The sequence below is a fragment of the Bacillus sp. ISL-47 genome (assembly GCF_018613175.1).
Taxonomy (GTDB): domain Bacteria; phylum Bacillota; class Bacilli; order Bacillales; family Cytobacillaceae; genus Cytobacillus.
In genome coordinates this window covers 56,473-72,598 of sequence record NZ_JAGGQS010000052.1, presented here as the reverse complement: position 1 = coordinate 72,598, position 16,126 = coordinate 56,473, and the positions used below count along the sequence as shown (strand labels likewise).

The window sequence follows — 16,126 nt, the reverse complement described above, 5'->3', positions numbered from 1 at the left end:
TAAACTGGTATGTTTATAGAATTTAAATGGGTATAAACCTTCTTCATGTTTTTTGTTACAATAAGCTTATTAGAATAGGAAGTACGAGGTGAATTATGAAAGCAGCAGAAATTAAGAAAGTTCTTTCTCAATTCTCACTTTTTCGGGAGCTTAACGATGAAGAACTTGATAAAGTTGTTGAAATTTCAATTTCAAGGGAATGGAAAAAAGGAAGCCATGTTTTTCTCCAGGATGATCCTTTGGAAAATGTTTATTTTATTAATAACGGCAGAGTTAAGATATATAAAAGTGATATTAACGGAAAAGAGCAAATTGTAGCGATTTTAACCAAAGGCGAAATGTTCCCGCATGTAGGTTTTTTCCGGAAGGGCGGATATCCTGCTTTTTCCGAAGTACTAGAAAACGCCCAGCTTGTTGTAGTTCCAATTGCTCAGTTTGAGAAAGTTCTCATTGAAAATCCTGAATTATGCATCAAAGTATTTAAGGTGCTTGGGGAAAAAATCGTTGATCTGCAAGAAAGACTAGAAGCACAAATTTTAAACAATACTTATGAGCAAATAATTAAACTGCTCGTACGACTTGCGAAAATGCACGGACAGGAAATCGAAGAAGGATCCTTCATCCTCAAGGGCGATTTTACCAATAAGGATCTTGCCAATATGATTGGCACCACAAGAGAAACTGTCAGCAGAACTTTAACAAAGATGAAAAAAGATAAATTAATTCAAACAGATAAAGATGGGCATTTAATCATAAAACCTGACCAACTATTCGAAGAGATTTTTTAAGGACCGCATCCAAGCTGTTTTTTTATCCTTCAATAGCCTGCTCCTTCAGGAACATTCACCCAATGGGCAGCATACGATAAAATGAATAATCCTGTATGAGAGGGGATGCATGTTATGGAGGAACCAAAAAAGAGAGACAGAAATAGAGATCGAAACGAGCCGTTTGGTGATTTAATGAATTCCATGAATCAGCTATTTCACGAGAAGCCGGTGAAAGGGTTTCTGCAGACGATGGATGATTTCTTTAAGAACCCCTTCCCTTTTGCTTCTTCCTTCCATGTAGATGTTTCAGAAACAGAGAAAGAACATATCATTACTGCAGAGCTCCCTGGAATAAATAAAGAACAAATCCACATCGATATTCTGGACAATTATATTACGATCTCTGTTAAATCTGCTGAAACGATAACTGAAGAGGATGAGAACAGAAAAATATTCAGAAGACAGCAAAGCCTGCAGCGTTCCAGCCGTACTATTCCCCTTCCACAACCGGTAAATGAAAAAAAAGTAAAAGCGGTTTACCAAAATGGACTGCTGCAGATTACAGTGCCAAAACAGCAGGGAAAAAGAATACTTATTGATGAAAGCTGAACCTGGCCACTGCCAAAGTGAGGCTAAGAAGCCTCTTCTAATGAGCTCTTTTACATTGTTTGGGTAAACAAAAACAAGCAGAGTGATAAACTGCTTGTTTTTGTGTTAACCTATTTAATTATTAATCGCATTCAACAGACAATAAATTAACTGCTTGTTTTATTTGAAGTTTCCAGCCAATTATTAAAATAGCCAGTAGGAACGCTGAAATAGTCTTTGGTAAACCGGATAAATTCCTGTGTATCTACCTCTTTATAACGGAACTTTTGATAATAATCGGATAGATACTGCATACCCACTTCCTTAGGTGTTTCGCCCTTTTGCCTGTACTTTTCCTGGATCATCTTATAGATTTCCAGGGTTGGCTGGCCATATATAAAGCCAGTATGTACTACCTGATCAAGCGGGACATTAGAATACTACCTGCCAAGACCTTCTTCCTCAATTGCCTCCATTCGATAACGGGAGATTCCAAACGCCTGCGGTTCGGGCTGATTTTCACTAGCATAATAATACATGGATGTGGCAAACTCTGTCATCCCTTCATCAACCCATGCGTGATGATAGGGATCATTAGCTACCACTCCATAAAAATATTGATGGGCAATTTCATGGACAATGGAAATATCATAAAATCGTTTATCCTCTATGTAAGGGTTGATGGTTACGATTCCGGGATACTCCATAAACTGGCCCTCATCCAGAACAATATCGAGCTGGTTATGGGGATAGTCTCCTATGTTCTCCTGATAAAAAGACAGTGCTTTACGGGCGAGTTCCAGAGAAGCAGCCGGATCTTTGTCATGATTATTTCTCGTAAATAACCGGATTTTTACACCATCCTCAGCTTCCGTTTCATACATATCCATATCCTTCATGACAGCAATGAAAAAGTCCCTGACTCTCTCTGCTTTAACGGCTCCTTCGTTCTTTTCCGCTTCAGGATCCTTTTCGGCAGTTGAAACAAATGTATATCCATTAGGCAATTTATATGAAACTTTGAAATCGGAGAAGCCGGTATGATATGTTTCCAGCCCCTCTTTATAAGGCTCTTTATTCCACTTGCCATTTTGGTAAACCGCTGCCATTGGATACCACTGAGCAAGATAATAGTTAGGGCTTACCTTTGAAAAACGGCTGCCTTTTTCAGGCACTGTAAAGCTATACTTTATCCTTACTCTGTGTTTAGTTCTATCTGTCATCCCTTCACTGACAGCGATTGTTAAAGTATCATCCTCTAATGTATACTTCGCTTTCTGCCCATTCAAGGTCACTTCTTTAATTTCTGACTCGGAATGTCCCTCAACGGATTTGAATTGATGTCCCTCTTTAAAGACATTGGGGATAAAGTAAAATACAAGTTCTTCCCATTCCTGATCTGATTTGTTTTTTAATTGAATATCCGCATCAGCTGAGAAGGACCCGTTTGCATTCATTTTCAAAGCGAGGTTATATTCAGCCTGGCTGCCGCTTTTGACACCTATATCCGCGTCCTTTGTAGCTGTCACATAAATACCTGCGCCAGCGAAAGCAATTACCAGCGCGCCCAGAGCGATTTTAGGAGTGGAAAGCGTCCAAAAACCTCTCTTTGCATTATACTGCTTTCTCGCTGGAAGCACCTGGGGCTCATGCCCAGTCTTAATCCAAGGTGTACGCTGGTAGTTGGATTGAAAACGATTCTTTAACCCATTGGCAAGCAGGCTAAAGGAGGCGGTTGTATATAAAAGCACGATTAATGGCACAAGCAAGATATGGGTGCTTCCATAAATATTCCCTCTTGCCTGGCCGACAAGGCCTGCCAATTCTTTTGTTACAGAAAGATAAATGATCGGATCATATCTCATGATCGTACCGCCCACAAATATATTCATGAGAGCAAGCTGCCCCATAAGAGCAATCACATAGACAATCTCCAGAATAAACATGACTAAAAAAGATTCCTTTAATTGCGGAAAGATATGCTTCCATATAAGGCGGTGCTTGTTTGCCCCAAGTACCCTTCCGGCATCAATATAAACGGATTGATATAATTCGGCTGTTTTAAGTCTTACTGACGAAACAATACTGGGAATACTGACTACCGACGCTATTATAATGAAATAGCCAATAAGTGTGCTTGTTTCCAAGGAGCTATTAAAGCTAATCGGTGATAGAAAAAAATATAAAATTAAAAAAAGAGGGACATAGCTCCAGGCATTTTCGAAAGCAATCATCCATCCGGGAGTTTTTTTCCAGGTTCCAATATACAAGCCGATAATTGTCCCAAAAACCATTTTAATGGCGGTTACAGCAGCAGCTATAATGACCGTATATCGAAGCCCATTCAGTATCATAGACATTAGATCATAGCCCCATTTATCTGTACCCAGAGGGTAAGAGCCTGATTCAAAAGGCTCCATGGGCGGTGCCAGCACTTTCCCATTTGTATATTGCGTTTCAAGCGTCGAAGTCAATGAGTGCGGAGCGAGCATTGGGCCAAAAATGCAGAAAAAAAGCAGTACTGTGACCAGGAAGGTTCCAATATATAATGAGTAATTTACCTTTAGCAGCCTATTCATAAATAAAACCCCGTTTAAACAGATAGAATAAAAGTCTAATTGAAACATAGACAATAAGAGATATTAACAGCATGGCAAACAATCCAATTGCAATTGGCTGCACTTCATGACTTTGGAACACAAACTTTGTAATACCAGAAACATTCATGATGTATTCAATAATAAACAAATTGCCGATCGCCAAAGAAATTACTTTAACAAGCTCTGCTTTAATGAAAGGCTCTATATTTTTATAGACATGCTGAAAATTTATGTAACTTAAGCCCATACCCTTTGCAACAGCCGTTTTAATATAATCTTCACCGCTGGTTTGATAGTACTTTACCGATACGAGCTTAAACAAATATAATGTGGGTGCAATGGCCACAAGCATGGTTGGGAACCAGATGTTAAGCGCGCCGCCATCCGGCCTTAGTGAAATCACTCTTACCCCCGTCACTTTATATACTTTTACAGCAAGAATCATGGACATGACGATGATAATAAAATCAGGAATGGCTGCAAGGATATTCAAGAACATGCCAAAGATTTTCGTTGGCCGGAATCTGCTTATAAATATACCAAATAACAGGCTAATGAAGACTGCTGAAATTACACCCGTTAAAACAATTTGTAAACTGGTTAAAAAATTATCTCCGATGTCCTCTGCTATCGGTCGGGTTTGCATGCCCAGCTGATATGTTCCAAGGCTCCCATGGCTTATTTCTGTGATAAAATCCCCATAAATCTCAGGCAGTCTGTCATATTTCCAATCCATGCCTCCATCCATCTGATCTACTGAAACGATTTTTGGCAAAGCGGCAAGAAGTAAAATTAAAACAAATATAATAAATATTTGCTGTACAGCTCGAACCATAATACCCCCCCTTTAATGACTTCTAGTCATTTTTCTATTTTTTCACTTTCATCTAAATTTTGTCAATCATTCAACAGTAAATGAGTGAGTTATTTACCGCATGATTTGACATATTTTTTTAAATGCAAAAGCTCTGCAAAATCGCCTTCTGTTTTTTGTACAATCAACAAAGTTCCAAAGTAAAACAATGCCTATGAACAAAGCCATCCCAAAAATAGACCAGCTATTCCATTTTCAAATATATTCAATTTTTTTTCAAGTCTGATTTTTCATCCCAATATAAAAAGGCCTTAACGGCCCTTTAGGAAAAACTAAACTTTAAATATTCCTCCCAGCCCCTTCACCATCGACGAAACCTGTGTTACAGCATTCATCATTTGACCGGCTGTATCCACCATCTTATTGAGATCCAGCGAGCCATCCTGTGCTTTAAATGAATTCATAATTGTCTGGACTCCAGAAGGCTGCTTCGGAATGAATGACTGTTTAGGATACGGGTTCATATACGGATAAGGAGACACTGGCTGCTGCTGCTTAGAATTAGTTCCATAGTATTCTTCCGATTCTAATGGATTCTGAAAAATGCTAGTGTTTTGTGAGGCTGGAGCAGGATAATAATTGGATCCATAGCCCTGTGAAGGATATGGATTAGGACCATAATTGGGCTGTGCATCCTGCATTGGATATTGTACAGGATAAGGCTGCTGGTAGGTCATACCATATGGAGCATAGTAAGGATTCCATTGTCCCGATGATACCTGAAAATCGTGCATTGGCTGTTGCCTCATATAATGTTGGCCATTCATCCCCAAGTAAAATGGATCACTGGAAGAAAACTGGTTCCAATGGCCGTATGGCTGGAAATGGCTGGCTCTATTTGTTTTTCGGCCAAACATGGGCAAACACCCTCCTTATTACAATAATAAATGTAGACTGATTTCTTAAAGATTGTTTTTGTTTTTAAATAGCGCTTTGATAAATAAGCTTAGTTAATTGGAGCGTAAGGTGAGAGTCTCCTCGAAAATGCATTCGCATTTCCTTCGTGCGGTGATGACTCAAGAATGTTTATTCAAAGTCCAGCGGGAGTAGTGGGACAGGTGAGACCCGACAGGCGCTGCGCGCTGTGGAGGCTCACTGCCGGCCCCGCGGAAGCTTGAGCAGCCTGGAGCGGAAATCAACCTCTCCGCAATACTTGTTTAAAAAGCAGCAAAGTTTGCGGTAACAGCCTAAATATAAGATATTTATTAGTTATGATATAGGTATATTGCCTACCTTCACTTCATCAATACAATATATGTAATACATGCCCAGAGTGTGAAAAGCCGAAAACGCCTAATGTTCTTTTTCAGTCATTAAAAACTCTTCCTGCACTTTCATAAGTACCTGCCGATAGACAGATAAACGATCTTTTGGAAGCGTTTTCTATTTTTGTCTAACGATGCGGAAACATGTCGGAAGTTTGATTTTTTTAAAAACGATGAAAAATTATTTTTCATGTTAGGATATAAAAAAACAAACTATTTCTTGTCCCCTTATTCATGTCACGGTACTGCGAGGAGCTCGCGAATCAATATTAAGAGGAGGCATTATCAAATGAATGTTCACGAACTAAAAAAGAAGTTTCAGCAATTACGGGAGTATACTCCTGAAAATGTTAATGAGTTATTGGATTTTGCCAAAAAGGCCTACATCCATAATGAAATTTCCAGTACAGATTATCGCAATCTTGTTCGTGAGCTCGAAGCTCAAGGGGCTGCGGTTCCGGAAAGCTATAAAGATAGCTCCCTCCATGATTCAATTAATGTTTAATAGAGAACTGCGCAAAAGAGGGGAACCGATTAGGTTCCCCTCTTATCTTCTGTTAATAAAACTATTAATTGTTTTAGCACATATATTGCTGAGTTCACATAATTTATGAATCTTGTTTTGCTTGTTTCAGGGAAAAATGCCTGAATGGAAACCATCTCGATGTGCTCAGAAGCCGATTCGACTTGCTGCGGATAAAGATTTTTCGGCTTATGTTTTTTTACCCACACTACCGCTTCTGTCTTCCACCTATCATTTATGGCTTTAACTTCATCTGCAAAAGGCTTCACTTCGTTATAGAAATTCCCCTTTTCCCCTGACTCCTTTACACGTTTAAACTTGTCGTCGGAAGCTTGTACATATGCTACTAACTTTTCTGTTAGCTTCAGCAGTTCTTGTTCATTGCCCATTGATTATCAGCTCCAAAAATAAAAGTAGCTATTATAAATTAGCTACTGAATCTTAGTGCTATTTTATTTCACTTAAAAGCCAAGTTCAAGCTGCATGCTTTTAGACCCTTTGGCATTTTCTGTCTCAGACTTTGTTTCGGAGAAGGCTGTCAGTTCATTTTCAATCGTTTCGAGTTTATTTCCACAAATTGTTATCTTATCTGTCTGATCTTCATACCAGTTTTGGCGAAGGCCTGATAAATTTGATTCAAGAACGCTTTCAAGCTCCTCAAGCTGATCATGTATTTCCGTCAGCATAGCCAGCAATTCTTTTTTTTCAACGATTTTCCCTTGCATGTAAAAACCTCCCCATTCTTTTCTCCTTGCTTTCCTTTTACCTTAGTGTGTAAGCAGCGATAAATTTTTTGCTGTTGTGCCTACATATTTCTCTCCGGGAAAGAGGTTTCCTTCAACGCTGACAAAACTAGAAGAGATTCGCCAAAGAAAGTACTTATTTTCATGTAAAATTCTTTGATTCGACATCCGCCAAGGAATGAAAAAAAAGCCATTGAACAAACTATATATCGGAGGTGTTTACTAATGGCAAAAAAAGAAAAACAAAATAAGGTTCAGCCTAAGAAGTTAGAAGAAACAAAGACAGGCTATGGAAATAAAAAACTAGAAGGCCCTGACCGTCCATCAACTTAGGAACCTCAATGGGAAAAGCAAGGAAAATTCCTTGCTTTTTTATTTGGAATTAAACAGGTTCCCCAGCCAAGCAGCTGCTTTCAGCTGCTTTTGTTTGTGCAAATACCACTCTGTTATATGGATTGGATGTCTTTGACTTACGGTTTCTTTTTGCCATTTTTTCTGAATTCGCTTTTTTGAAGACCAATCATTAAATTGATGAATGTGATGATTAATTATAGGGTATGTACAGCGTAGGAAAGGAGTGTTTCTTGGTACCCTCCTCTTAAAATACTTTTCATAGTCGTGTCTTGAGCCTGTATGAATTGTGGTGGATGCGAATTCATAAATAGCCGTATAATAACCGGGATCGAACAAAATTTCAGCAAGCCTTTTTCCGAGATCTATCCTTTTAGACACCGACCTGAAACCGTTAACACTGGCTCCGTATAATTCACCTTTACATGTAGGAAAGATAACAGAGCTAAAATGAAAATAATCCTGAAAGCAAAAAAGCAGTGAATGAAAGACTTTATTTTTATAAACAGGGTGTTCCATCACTGGCTCTTGGATCACATTCTGTTCATTAATAATAAGTGAAATTATTAACCTCTTTTTATTTCCTTCACTCCAGAAATGCATCCATTCCTGTTCCATAAATGATGAAACATGAAAAGTTTTTAATAAATGAAACATTGGCCGATTCATTTTCGTCGAATAATGATAGATGAGCAATTGAGGATATGCATCCTGAAAGATCATCCAATTAGCTCTTTCATATGTTAGATAAAGCATATCCCTCACCTGCTTTCCAATAAGCTTTGGGAAGCAGGCGCCTTCAAGATCGCACATATTCCATCCCGCGTTACGCGACACCATGGAGGCAAGAAAAGCCCAGCATATTTCAGGGTGCTCCCTATAAAAATCAAAATAAGCATCTGTCCTGGAAATATTATCAATATTATTTTTTGCAGTCATTTTGTTAATGTGCTTTATTAATAATTGCTCGTTTTTTGCAAAACGAGCAAAGGTATATTTTCCAGGTAAAAACATAGCATTTCACCCCAGGAAATGAATAAGTATTAACGCAGGCGAAACATCATTAAAACTTTTTTCAGCTAAAACCAAGCCATTGAGGGCTTAACTGGCCGTTTCGACAAGATCTGTTTAACAAGACTAAACTTGTTTGGCAACTTCTTAGTGGCGGTGTCGACGATGCTCAACAAACCTTCAGCCGAAAAGGCACCCAATGACGAAAGTTTCCCTTAGCGTTTGTTAATTAGAACTTTTTATTCAACCAAAGATTGCTGACTTTTGTTATGATAGGGAGTAGTTTAAAACGGGGTGACTGCATGAATTTCCATTATCCGAATGGCAGGAAATATGTCCCTGCTGCCAAAAGTACAAAAACAATGAAAGCAGAGCAAAAATGGTCCTACAGCAATCGCGGGATGACTCTGGAGGAAGATATAAATGAAACAAATGAGTTCTACCTGGAACACGGCATAGCTTCCATCCATAAAAAGCCTACACCTGTCCAAATTGTACAGGTAGATTATCCAAAGAGAAGTGCAGCAGTAATCAAAGAGGCATATTTTAAACAAGCATCAACAACAGATTATAATGGTGTTTATAAAGGTAAATATATTGATTTTGAAGCAAAGGAAACTCAAAACACCACCTCTTTTCCGCTTAAAAACTTTCATGAACACCAAGTTAAGCATATGGAGACAGTTTTGGCCCAGAGAGGAATTTGCTTTGTCCTTCTTCGCTTTTCAGCAACTGAAGAAGTCTACCTCTTAGAGGCGCATTATTTGCTCACCTACTGGAAAAGAATGAAGGATGGAGGAAGAAAATCTATTACAAAAACAGAAATTGAAAGCAGCGGGCATCACATCCCGCTTGGATTTCAGCCCAGAATTGACTATATTAAGATAATAGATTATCTTTATAACCTTAACTACTAATTTTTTCAGTCTGATTGTCAGAAAGGATGAACATATATATGGCAGAAAAATATCAATCAAGAGAGGAGCGCCGCAAACAGCAATCCAAGCCAAAAAATAAGGGGAAGAAGAAAGCTTCAGGTACTTTTAAACGTATTTTTCTTATTTTAATTGCTCTAGGAATCGCTGGAATGCTTTTAGGTGCTGGCACATTTGCTTTTATGATTAAAGATGCTCCCAAGCTTGATGAAAAGCTATTAAAGGATCCGATTTCTTCACAAATTTATGATATGGAAAACAATTTCATTGTAGATGTAGGATCTGAAAACAGGGATTATGTTGCCTATGAAGATATACCCAAACTTGTTGAGAATGCCTTTTTGGCAACTGAGGATGTCCGTTTTTATAAACATAATGGGATGGACTTAATTCGATTAGGCGGAGCAGTGATTGCCAACGTAACCCGTGGATTTGGTTCAGAGGGAGCCAGTACGATCACCCAGCAGGTAGTCAAGAACTCATTTTTAAATAATGATAAAACGCTTAGCAGGAAAGCACAGGAAGCATGGCTGTCATTCCAGCTTGAGCGAAAGTATACAAAACAGGAAATTTTCGAAATGTATGTCAACAAAATTTATATGTCAGAAGGCCATGGTGTCTTAACAGCATCGAAGATCTTTTTTGATAAAGAATTAGATGAACTGGAGCTGCATGAAGCTGCCCTTTTGGCAGGCATGCCGCAAAGCCCCAACAACTACAATCCGTTCGACTATCCTGAGAAAGCAGAAAAACGGAGAAATATTGTCCTTTCACTTATGAATCAGCATGGTTTCATATCTAAGGAAGAAATGGAAGCAGCGCAAAAAGTGCCTGTTGAATCCACTCTTGTAGCAGAAGATAAAAGAGAAACTGATGAATCCAACTATGATGCTTTTATAGATGTGGTATTAGACGAGGTTGAAAAGAAGTACCCGGATCTCGATCCTTATTCTGATGGATTAAAGATTTATACAACACTGGATCCTAATGCACAGAAGCATGTTGAAACGATTTTAAACACAAATGAGGCTGTTGAATATCCAGATGAAGAATTCCAGGCTGGTATTACCCTTCTTGATACTAAAACAGGCGAAATCAGGGCGATTGGCGGCGGACGGAACCAAAAAGTTAAGCGCGGATTTAATTTCGCTGTGGACCAAAAGAGACACGCAGGTTCAACTTTTAAACCAATTGTCGATTACGGTCCTGCAATCGAGTATTTAAAATGGGGTACCTACCATACAATTGTGGATGAACCTCATACGTATACAGGCGGAACAGAAATCAACAACTGGGATGGAAGGCACATGGGCCCAATGTCCATGCGTGAAGCGCTCGCACGTTCACGGAATATCCCAGCCTTGAAAACTTTGCAGGAAGTAGGAACAGATAAAGCACTCGAATTCACCAAGAACTTAGGTATTCCAATGGATGAAATGTATGAATCCTATTCTATCGGTGCTTATGAGGTTTCATCCATGCAGGTTGCAGGGGCTTATAGTGCTTTTGGAAACAATGGCTTTTACACGGAACCGCATGCAGTAAAACAAATTGAAATGCGTGATGGAACAAAGCTTGATTTAAAACCTGAATCTGAAGTTGTCATGAAGGAATACACAGCATTCATGATCAGTGACATGCTTAAGAGTGTTGTGAAATCATCATATGGAACTGGCCGTTTGGCTGACGTTCCAGGTCTCCCTATAGCAGGAAAAACCGGAACTACGAATTACTCTAAAGAACAAGAACAAGAATTTGGAATACCAGATGGGGCTGTTCCTGATGCATGGTTTGCGGGTTATACGACAAACTATACTGCAGCCATTTGGACGGGATATCAAGACAGAAAGAACTATATCAGTGCGGGTGCTGACCAAAAAATTGCCCAAAAACTTTTTAGCAATTTGATGGCACATGTATCCCAAGGGAAAGAAACAGCAGACTTTAAAGTTCCTAAGACTGTGGAAAAGGTAGCGATTGAGAGAGGCAGCAACCCTGCTAAACTAGCAAGCCAATTCACACCAAAAGACCAAATTATTTATGAATATGCTGTAAAAGGAAATGCTCCAACAGAAGTATCTGAGAAATTTGATAAACTGGACTCACCATCCGGCTTGGGAGCAAGCTATGACCAGGCAGCAAATGAAATCACACTTACTTGGGAATATCCAAATGATGCGGAAGGCACTCAGTTTGAGGTAACCGTATCGGTGAATGAAGGCGGCGACCAGCAGCTTAGCACTACATCCGAAAAGGGCTTAAAGGTTGCCAACCCGCAACCCGGCGCTGTCTATACCTTTAAAGTAACAGCCATTCGAGGAAACCAGCAAAGTGATCCTGCATCTGTCAAGGTTGAAATCCCTGATCCAAGCATCATTGAGGAAGATGATGCTGAAGGAGAAGAACAGGACGATACCGGTCAAGAAGGCCAGGATGGCCAAGACGGCGAACAGGGCGGTAACCAGGATGACGGCGGTTCTGAAGACGATGGCGGAAATGAAGATGGCCAAGGTGACGGTGAAGACGCAGGTAACGACACTGGTGAAGGTGAAGGTGGAGGTGACGGCGACGGTACTGGAACCGGAAATGGCGGTACCGGTACCGGAACAGGCACTGGAGACGGCACAGGCGGCAATTCTGGAGGCTCTGGTTCTGGAACTGGCTCAGGGTCCGGATCAAATTCTACCAATTAAAGTAAATCAAAAAAGCTGACTCAAATATGAGTCAGCTTTTTCGATGTTGAGCGTGATTCGATGTTGTGTGCCGAATCCGACGTTTATAAACCCGACTTCTTAATATGAGCCCGGATGGAACCCATTTTTGCGGGACTACCACCCTTTAAACATGTTTAAATAAAAAAACGCCTATTTTCCTCCAGGCGCTTTCTTCTTTATATTTTCCAATGTAATATGCTTCATATACTGCTTTTCTATTTCATACATCAGTTCGGACAGCTGGATATAGGCGTGGTAAGAAGCTGGACGCTCAAATATAAAATCCAGTCTTTCCTCTAGGTTAACTGGTTTTATCTTCAACTCCCCCACCTCTGCTTGAAAATCAACAGGCTTGCCGTTTGTCCAAAATAATAGCTGCAGAAATAACCCAATGGCTGTTTTTATCGGTTCTTCGGCAGCTTTTTGGTTTCGATTAGCAAAGCACTTATCAAGAATCCATTTTTGTTCTTTCCATTCCTCCTGCAGCACAGGAATGCACTCTTCTTTTTTTTCCCAAGGTTTTAAGGCCTCTATCCCGGCGTAGTATGCAGCATCATACAAAAATGGCGGGTCAAGATGTTGGATTTTAAGCATTCTTTCGTCTAGTGTTATCTCTTCCTGCTGCTTATTGAATAAAGGTTGGCAAAGCTGAGCTGCAATGGGGATGATTAGCTGCCCATTCATTTTTCTTGCTTACCCTTCATCCGCTTTTTTCCTTCCCTGCACAGGTCCAGAAGAGGGCAAATTTCACATTGAGGATTTTGAGCTTTGCAATGATACCTTCCAAAGAAGATCATGCGATGATGGGTCACGGACCATTCATCCATGGGCACCTTTTTCATTAATGTTTTCTCCACTTCTAGAACGGAGTCCTTCCAGCGGCAGAAACCAAGCCTTTTACTGACACGTTCTACATGAGTATCAACAGCAATAGCCGGGACACCATAGGCGACAGATACAACTACATTGGCCGTTTTACGGCCGACACCCGGCAGCTTTGTCAGCTCATCCCTGTCTCGGGGCACGATTCCATTATAGTCATCAAGGAGCATCCGGCAAAGTTTTTGGATGTTTTTTGCTTTATTCCGATATAGCCCAATTGAACGGATATCCTCCTGCAGCTCATCTAATGGAACCTCAAGATAGTCCTGCGGAGTTTTGTATTTTTGAAACAGATTTCTTGTCACCTTATTTACCAGCGCATCGGTACACTGCGCAGACAAAGCGACTGCTATTACAAGTTCAAAGGGATTGGAATGAATTAATTCACAGTGTGCTTCCGGGAACATTTCTCCCATTGTATCAAGGCAATATCGGATTTGTGTTTTATTTAACAAAGAAATCACCACTTACTTTTTATCTATTTTTTCAGAATTACCATTACTGTTCAAGCCAATTGTAAAAAGGAACTGACTTGGTTGTCTGGGAAGGTATATCTTCTCTTTTATTTCTTTGCTGAGATTGGTTTTGCCTGAATTTTTTTCCGTAGCTTTTAGCCTGTTCAATTGTCTTGATGCCATTCTTTTTCCATTCAAATAAAATTCTGTCTATATATCTGAAGTTTAGTTTACCGGACAGGACAGATTCTCTTAGTGCAGCCTTAATTATATGGGGATCATGGTGGTCATCGTCCATCCATAGTGCAAGTGTCTCGCACTCAAACGGCGAAAGTGGCCTGCCAAATTCCCTTTCAAAGCATGTATACAGGTCTGTTTCGTCTTGCTGCAGCCTAACCGCCTCTTCCTTTTTGCCGATAAGAAGAAATTGGTCAATAAGCTTCTCCCAAAGCGGATCAAGATGGTACTTTTCAAAACGGATGCCATCAGCTGAATAGCTGTCTTTAATCTCAATATAACCTTTTTGAATTAATTTTCTTAGCATCTCCGTACATTCTGCTACAGATATAGTCATGCGGGAAGATAATTCAACTGGGGTGGGAAACTCATTCCCATGTTCTATAAAGGAAATTACATGCAGTAACAAAACAAGTTCATGTTCATTCAGATTCATTTCTTTATATTGGCTTAACAGTACTCCAGGGATGGAAATATTACCTTCCTGAAGCCATTTCAATAAACTTTTTTTTGACATTAGGGACACCTCCTTTTAAGTATATCATGAACATAAAGACTAAAGTGAGGAGAATAACCGGTAAGTTTTCCATGAAGTTTTATCTTGACTGGCAAGACATGTGGCCTTCTAACTTCAGAATGTTCATTCGATATCACAAGAAGTAAAAAATCCGCGTGATGGCGGATTTTTTGCTTTGCTAATATTCATTTCTTCCCGGATTAACGGGCAGTTACATTATGGATATAAACGGTTTAGCAAACGAGGGAACGGGATTGTTTCACGTACATGCTCCACTCCGCTTATCCATGCAACTGTTCTTTCCAGGCCAAGGCCGAAACCGGAATGCGGTACAGAACCGTACTGACGCAATTCAAGATACCATTTGTATGCATCCATTTCCAAATTATGCTGCTCCAGGCGCTTCTTAAGAAGATCAAAGTCATGGATACGCTCAGACCCCCCGATTATTTCTCCATAACCTTCAGGAGCAATCAAATCTGCACATAATACCACATCTTCCCTTGAAGGATCAGGCTGCATATAGAAAGGTTTCAGGGATGTTGGATAATGTGTGATAAAGACTGGCTTGTCGTAGCTTTCAGCAATAGCCGTCTCATGTGGTGCACCGAAATCATCACCCCACTTGATATCATCAAAGCCTTTTTCCTGAAGGAATTTAATCGCTTCGTCATATGTGATGCGCGGGAATGGAGCTGTAATCTTTTCTAGCTTGTCTGTATCGCGGCCAAGTGTCTTAAGTTCAATTGCACAATTTTTCAAAACGGATTGCACTATGTGGGAAACATATTCTTCCTGGACTTTAAGGTTATCATCGAATTCGCAGAAAGCCATTTCAGGCTCAATCATCCAGAATTCAATTAAATGGCGGCGTGTTTTGGATTTTTCAGCACGGAACGTCGGTCCGAATGAAAAAACTTTTCCAAGCGCCATAGCAGCTGCCTCCATATATAGCTGGCCACTTTGTGATAAATATGCATCTTCATCAAAATATTTAGTTGCGAAAAGCTCTGAAGTTCCTTCCGGTGCACTTCCTGTTAAAATTGGCGGGTCCACCTTGGAGAATCCCTGCTCATTGAAGAATTCATATGTTGCACGGATAATTTCATTTCTAATTTTCATTACTGCATGCTGGCGGCGGGAGCGCAGCCATAAATGGCGGTTATCCATTAAGAACTCAGTTCCATGTTCTTTTGGAGTAATTGGATAATCCACAGCCTGATGAATGACTTCAAGCCCGGTTACCAGGAGCTCATAGCCGAAAGGTGAACGTTCATCCGTTTGAACCTTGCCAGTAACATATACCGAAGATTCCTGTGTCACTGATTTTGCACCTTGGAATATTTCTTCAGGGACTTCAGCCTTCACGACTACTCCCTGGATAAAGCCTGTTCCATCACGAAGCTGCAAAAAAGCAATCTTTCCGCTTGATCGTTTATTGGCAATCCATGCTCCAATGGTAACTTCCTGGTCAACATATTTATGAACTTGAGAAATTGTTGTTTTTGTCAATTTATGTTCCCTCCAAAAAATCTAAGCAATCGCTTCTTATGTATCGCTATATATTATACCTTCCAGCCCTCTGACAAGCAATAATACAGTAGTTTTCAACATAATAAATGATATTTTTCATTGGCTCTGTTAAATTTGCCTGTTGATTT

Annotated in this window: 16 protein-coding genes; 5 read left to right on the top strand and 11 right to left on the bottom strand. The window is 39.9% G+C overall.

Going from position 1 to position 16,126, the window contains the following annotated elements:
* The first annotated feature begins 95 nt into the window (after nt 1-95).
* Nucleotides 96-788, top strand: a complete 693-nt coding sequence (locus J7I93_RS17990) for a Crp/Fnr family transcriptional regulator (RefSeq protein ID WP_214727288.1) — start codon at nt 96-98, stop codon at nt 786-788.
* Nucleotides 789-902: 114 nt separating this feature from the next.
* Nucleotides 903-1,379: an Hsp20 family protein gene (locus J7I93_RS17985; RefSeq protein ID WP_214727287.1), complete on the top strand. Its 477-nt coding sequence runs from the start codon at nt 903-905 to the stop codon at nt 1,377-1,379.
* 146 nt (nt 1,380-1,525) lie between these two features.
* On the opposite strand, the gene J7I93_RS25225 is transcribed toward J7I93_RS17985, so the two are convergent.
* From J7I93_RS25225 to J7I93_RS17970, 4 genes are all read right to left on the bottom strand, one after another.
* Nucleotides 1,526-1,723 carry a hypothetical protein gene (locus J7I93_RS25225; protein ID WP_214987877.1) on the bottom strand — a complete coding sequence of 66 codons (198 nt, stop codon included), beginning with the start codon at nt 1,721-1,723 and terminating at the stop codon, nt 1,526-1,528.
* 75 nt (nt 1,724-1,798) lie between these two features.
* Nucleotides 1,799-3,937 carry an ABC transporter permease subunit gene (locus tag J7I93_RS17980; RefSeq protein WP_214987875.1) on the bottom strand — a complete coding sequence of 713 codons (2,139 nt, stop codon included), beginning with the start codon at nt 3,935-3,937 and terminating at the stop codon, nt 1,799-1,801.
* Nucleotides 3,930-4,793 carry an ABC transporter permease subunit gene (locus tag J7I93_RS17975; protein ID WP_214727286.1) on the bottom strand — a complete coding sequence of 288 codons (864 nt, stop codon included), beginning with the start codon at nt 4,791-4,793 and terminating at the stop codon, nt 3,930-3,932. The genes J7I93_RS17980 and J7I93_RS17975 overlap by 8 nt, the downstream gene beginning before the upstream one ends.
* Before the next feature lie 311 nt (nt 4,794-5,104).
* Nucleotides 5,105-5,689, bottom strand: a complete 585-nt coding sequence (locus J7I93_RS17970) for a YppG family protein (RefSeq protein ID WP_214727285.1) — start codon at nt 5,687-5,689, stop codon at nt 5,105-5,107.
* 697 nt (nt 5,690-6,386) lie between these two features.
* On the opposite strand from J7I93_RS17970, the gene J7I93_RS17965 reads away from it, so the two are divergent.
* Nucleotides 6,387-6,602, top strand: a complete 216-nt coding sequence (locus tag J7I93_RS17965; protein ID WP_110064189.1) for a YppF family protein — start codon at nt 6,387-6,389, stop codon at nt 6,600-6,602.
* 29 nt (nt 6,603-6,631) lie between these two features.
* Here J7I93_RS17965 and J7I93_RS17960 read toward each other — a convergent pair whose 3' ends face one another.
* The 3 genes from J7I93_RS17960 to J7I93_RS17950 form a co-directional block, all read right to left on the bottom strand.
* Entirely contained in the window at nt 6,632-7,009 is a 378-nt protein-coding gene (locus J7I93_RS17960; protein ID WP_214727284.1) for a YppE family protein, read from the bottom strand.
* Nucleotides 7,010-7,081: 72 nt separating this feature from the next.
* Nucleotides 7,082-7,345, bottom strand: a complete 264-nt coding sequence (locus tag J7I93_RS17955; protein ID WP_214727282.1) for a hypothetical protein — start codon at nt 7,343-7,345, stop codon at nt 7,082-7,084.
* Between the two features lie 390 nt (nt 7,346-7,735).
* Entirely contained in the window at nt 7,736-8,728 is a 993-nt protein-coding gene (locus J7I93_RS17950) for a DUF2515 domain-containing protein (protein ID WP_214727281.1), read from the bottom strand.
* A gap of 299 nt (nt 8,729-9,027) precedes the next feature.
* On the opposite strand from J7I93_RS17950, the gene recU reads away from it, so the two are divergent.
* Together recU and J7I93_RS17940 are read left to right on the top strand one after the other, a co-directional pair.
* Nucleotides 9,028-9,642: a Holliday junction resolvase RecU gene (recU, locus tag J7I93_RS17945; protein WP_214727279.1), complete on the top strand. Its 615-nt coding sequence runs from the start codon at nt 9,028-9,030 to the stop codon at nt 9,640-9,642.
* Between the two features lie 38 nt (nt 9,643-9,680).
* On the top strand, nt 9,681-12,353 hold the full coding sequence (locus tag J7I93_RS17940) for a penicillin-binding protein 1A (protein WP_214727278.1): 2,673 nt from the start codon (nt 9,681-9,683) through the stop codon (nt 12,351-12,353).
* A 171-nt stretch (nt 12,354-12,524) separates the two neighbouring features.
* On the opposite strand, the gene J7I93_RS17935 is transcribed toward J7I93_RS17940, so the two are convergent.
* The 4 genes from J7I93_RS17935 to asnS all read right to left on the bottom strand — a co-directional run bounded on the left by J7I93_RS17935 (nt 12,525) and on the right by asnS (nt 15,977).
* Nucleotides 12,525-13,058, bottom strand: a complete 534-nt coding sequence (locus J7I93_RS17935; RefSeq protein ID WP_214727277.1) for a YpoC family protein — start codon at nt 13,056-13,058, stop codon at nt 12,525-12,527.
* Entirely contained in the window at nt 13,055-13,711 is a 657-nt protein-coding gene (gene nth, locus J7I93_RS17930; RefSeq protein WP_214727276.1) for an endonuclease III, read from the bottom strand. Before nth ends, J7I93_RS17935 begins: the two co-directional genes overlap by 4 nt.
* Nucleotides 13,712-13,754: 43 nt before the next feature.
* Nucleotides 13,755-14,465 (bottom strand): DnaD domain-containing protein, encoded by a 711-nt coding sequence (locus tag J7I93_RS17925; protein ID WP_214727275.1) that lies wholly within the window; start codon nt 14,463-14,465, stop codon nt 13,755-13,757.
* 216 nt (nt 14,466-14,681) lie between these two features.
* Complete coding sequence (asnS, locus tag J7I93_RS17920) at nt 14,682-15,977, bottom strand: asparagine--tRNA ligase (RefSeq protein WP_214727274.1); 1,296 nt, start codon at nt 15,975-15,977, stop codon at nt 14,682-14,684.
* Between the last annotated feature and the right edge of the window lie 149 nt (nt 15,978-16,126).

Bases quoted from the DNA above. Each gene is read 5' to 3' on its own strand.
- J7I93_RS17990 (WP_214727288.1), top strand. From the start codon at position 96: ATGAAAGCAGCAGAAATTAAGAAAGTTCTTTCTCAATTCTCACTTTTT.
- J7I93_RS17985 (WP_214727287.1), top strand. From the start codon at position 903: ATGGAGGAACCAAAAAAGAGAGACAGAAATAGAGATCGAAACGAGCCG.
- J7I93_RS25225 (WP_214987877.1), bottom strand. From the start codon at position 1,723: ATGATCCAGGAAAAGTACAGGCAAAAGGGCGAAACACCTAAGGAAGTG.
- J7I93_RS17980 (WP_214987875.1), bottom strand. From the start codon at position 3,937: ATGAATAGGCTGCTAAAGGTAAATTACTCATTATATATTGGAACCTTC.
- J7I93_RS17975 (WP_214727286.1), bottom strand. From the start codon at position 4,793: ATGGTTCGAGCTGTACAGCAAATATTTATTATATTTGTTTTAATTTTA.
- J7I93_RS17970 (WP_214727285.1), bottom strand. From the start codon at position 5,689: ATGTTTGGCCGAAAAACAAATAGAGCCAGCCATTTCCAGCCATACGGC.
- J7I93_RS17965 (WP_110064189.1), top strand. From the start codon at position 6,387: ATGAATGTTCACGAACTAAAAAAGAAGTTTCAGCAATTACGGGAGTAT.
- J7I93_RS17960 (WP_214727284.1), bottom strand. From the start codon at position 7,009: ATGGGCAATGAACAAGAACTGCTGAAGCTAACAGAAAAGTTAGTAGCA.
- J7I93_RS17955 (WP_214727282.1), bottom strand. From the start codon at position 7,345: ATGCAAGGGAAAATCGTTGAAAAAAAAGAATTGCTGGCTATGCTGACG.
- J7I93_RS17950 (WP_214727281.1), bottom strand. From the start codon at position 8,728: ATGTTTTTACCTGGAAAATATACCTTTGCTCGTTTTGCAAAAAACGAG.
- recU (WP_214727279.1), top strand. From the start codon at position 9,028: ATGAATTTCCATTATCCGAATGGCAGGAAATATGTCCCTGCTGCCAAA.
- J7I93_RS17940 (WP_214727278.1), top strand. From the start codon at position 9,681: ATGGCAGAAAAATATCAATCAAGAGAGGAGCGCCGCAAACAGCAATCC.
- J7I93_RS17935 (WP_214727277.1), bottom strand. From the start codon at position 13,058: ATGAATGGGCAGCTAATCATCCCCATTGCAGCTCAGCTTTGCCAACCT.
- J7I93_RS17925 (WP_214727275.1), bottom strand. From the start codon at position 14,465: ATGTCAAAAAAAAGTTTATTGAAATGGCTTCAGGAAGGTAATATTTCC.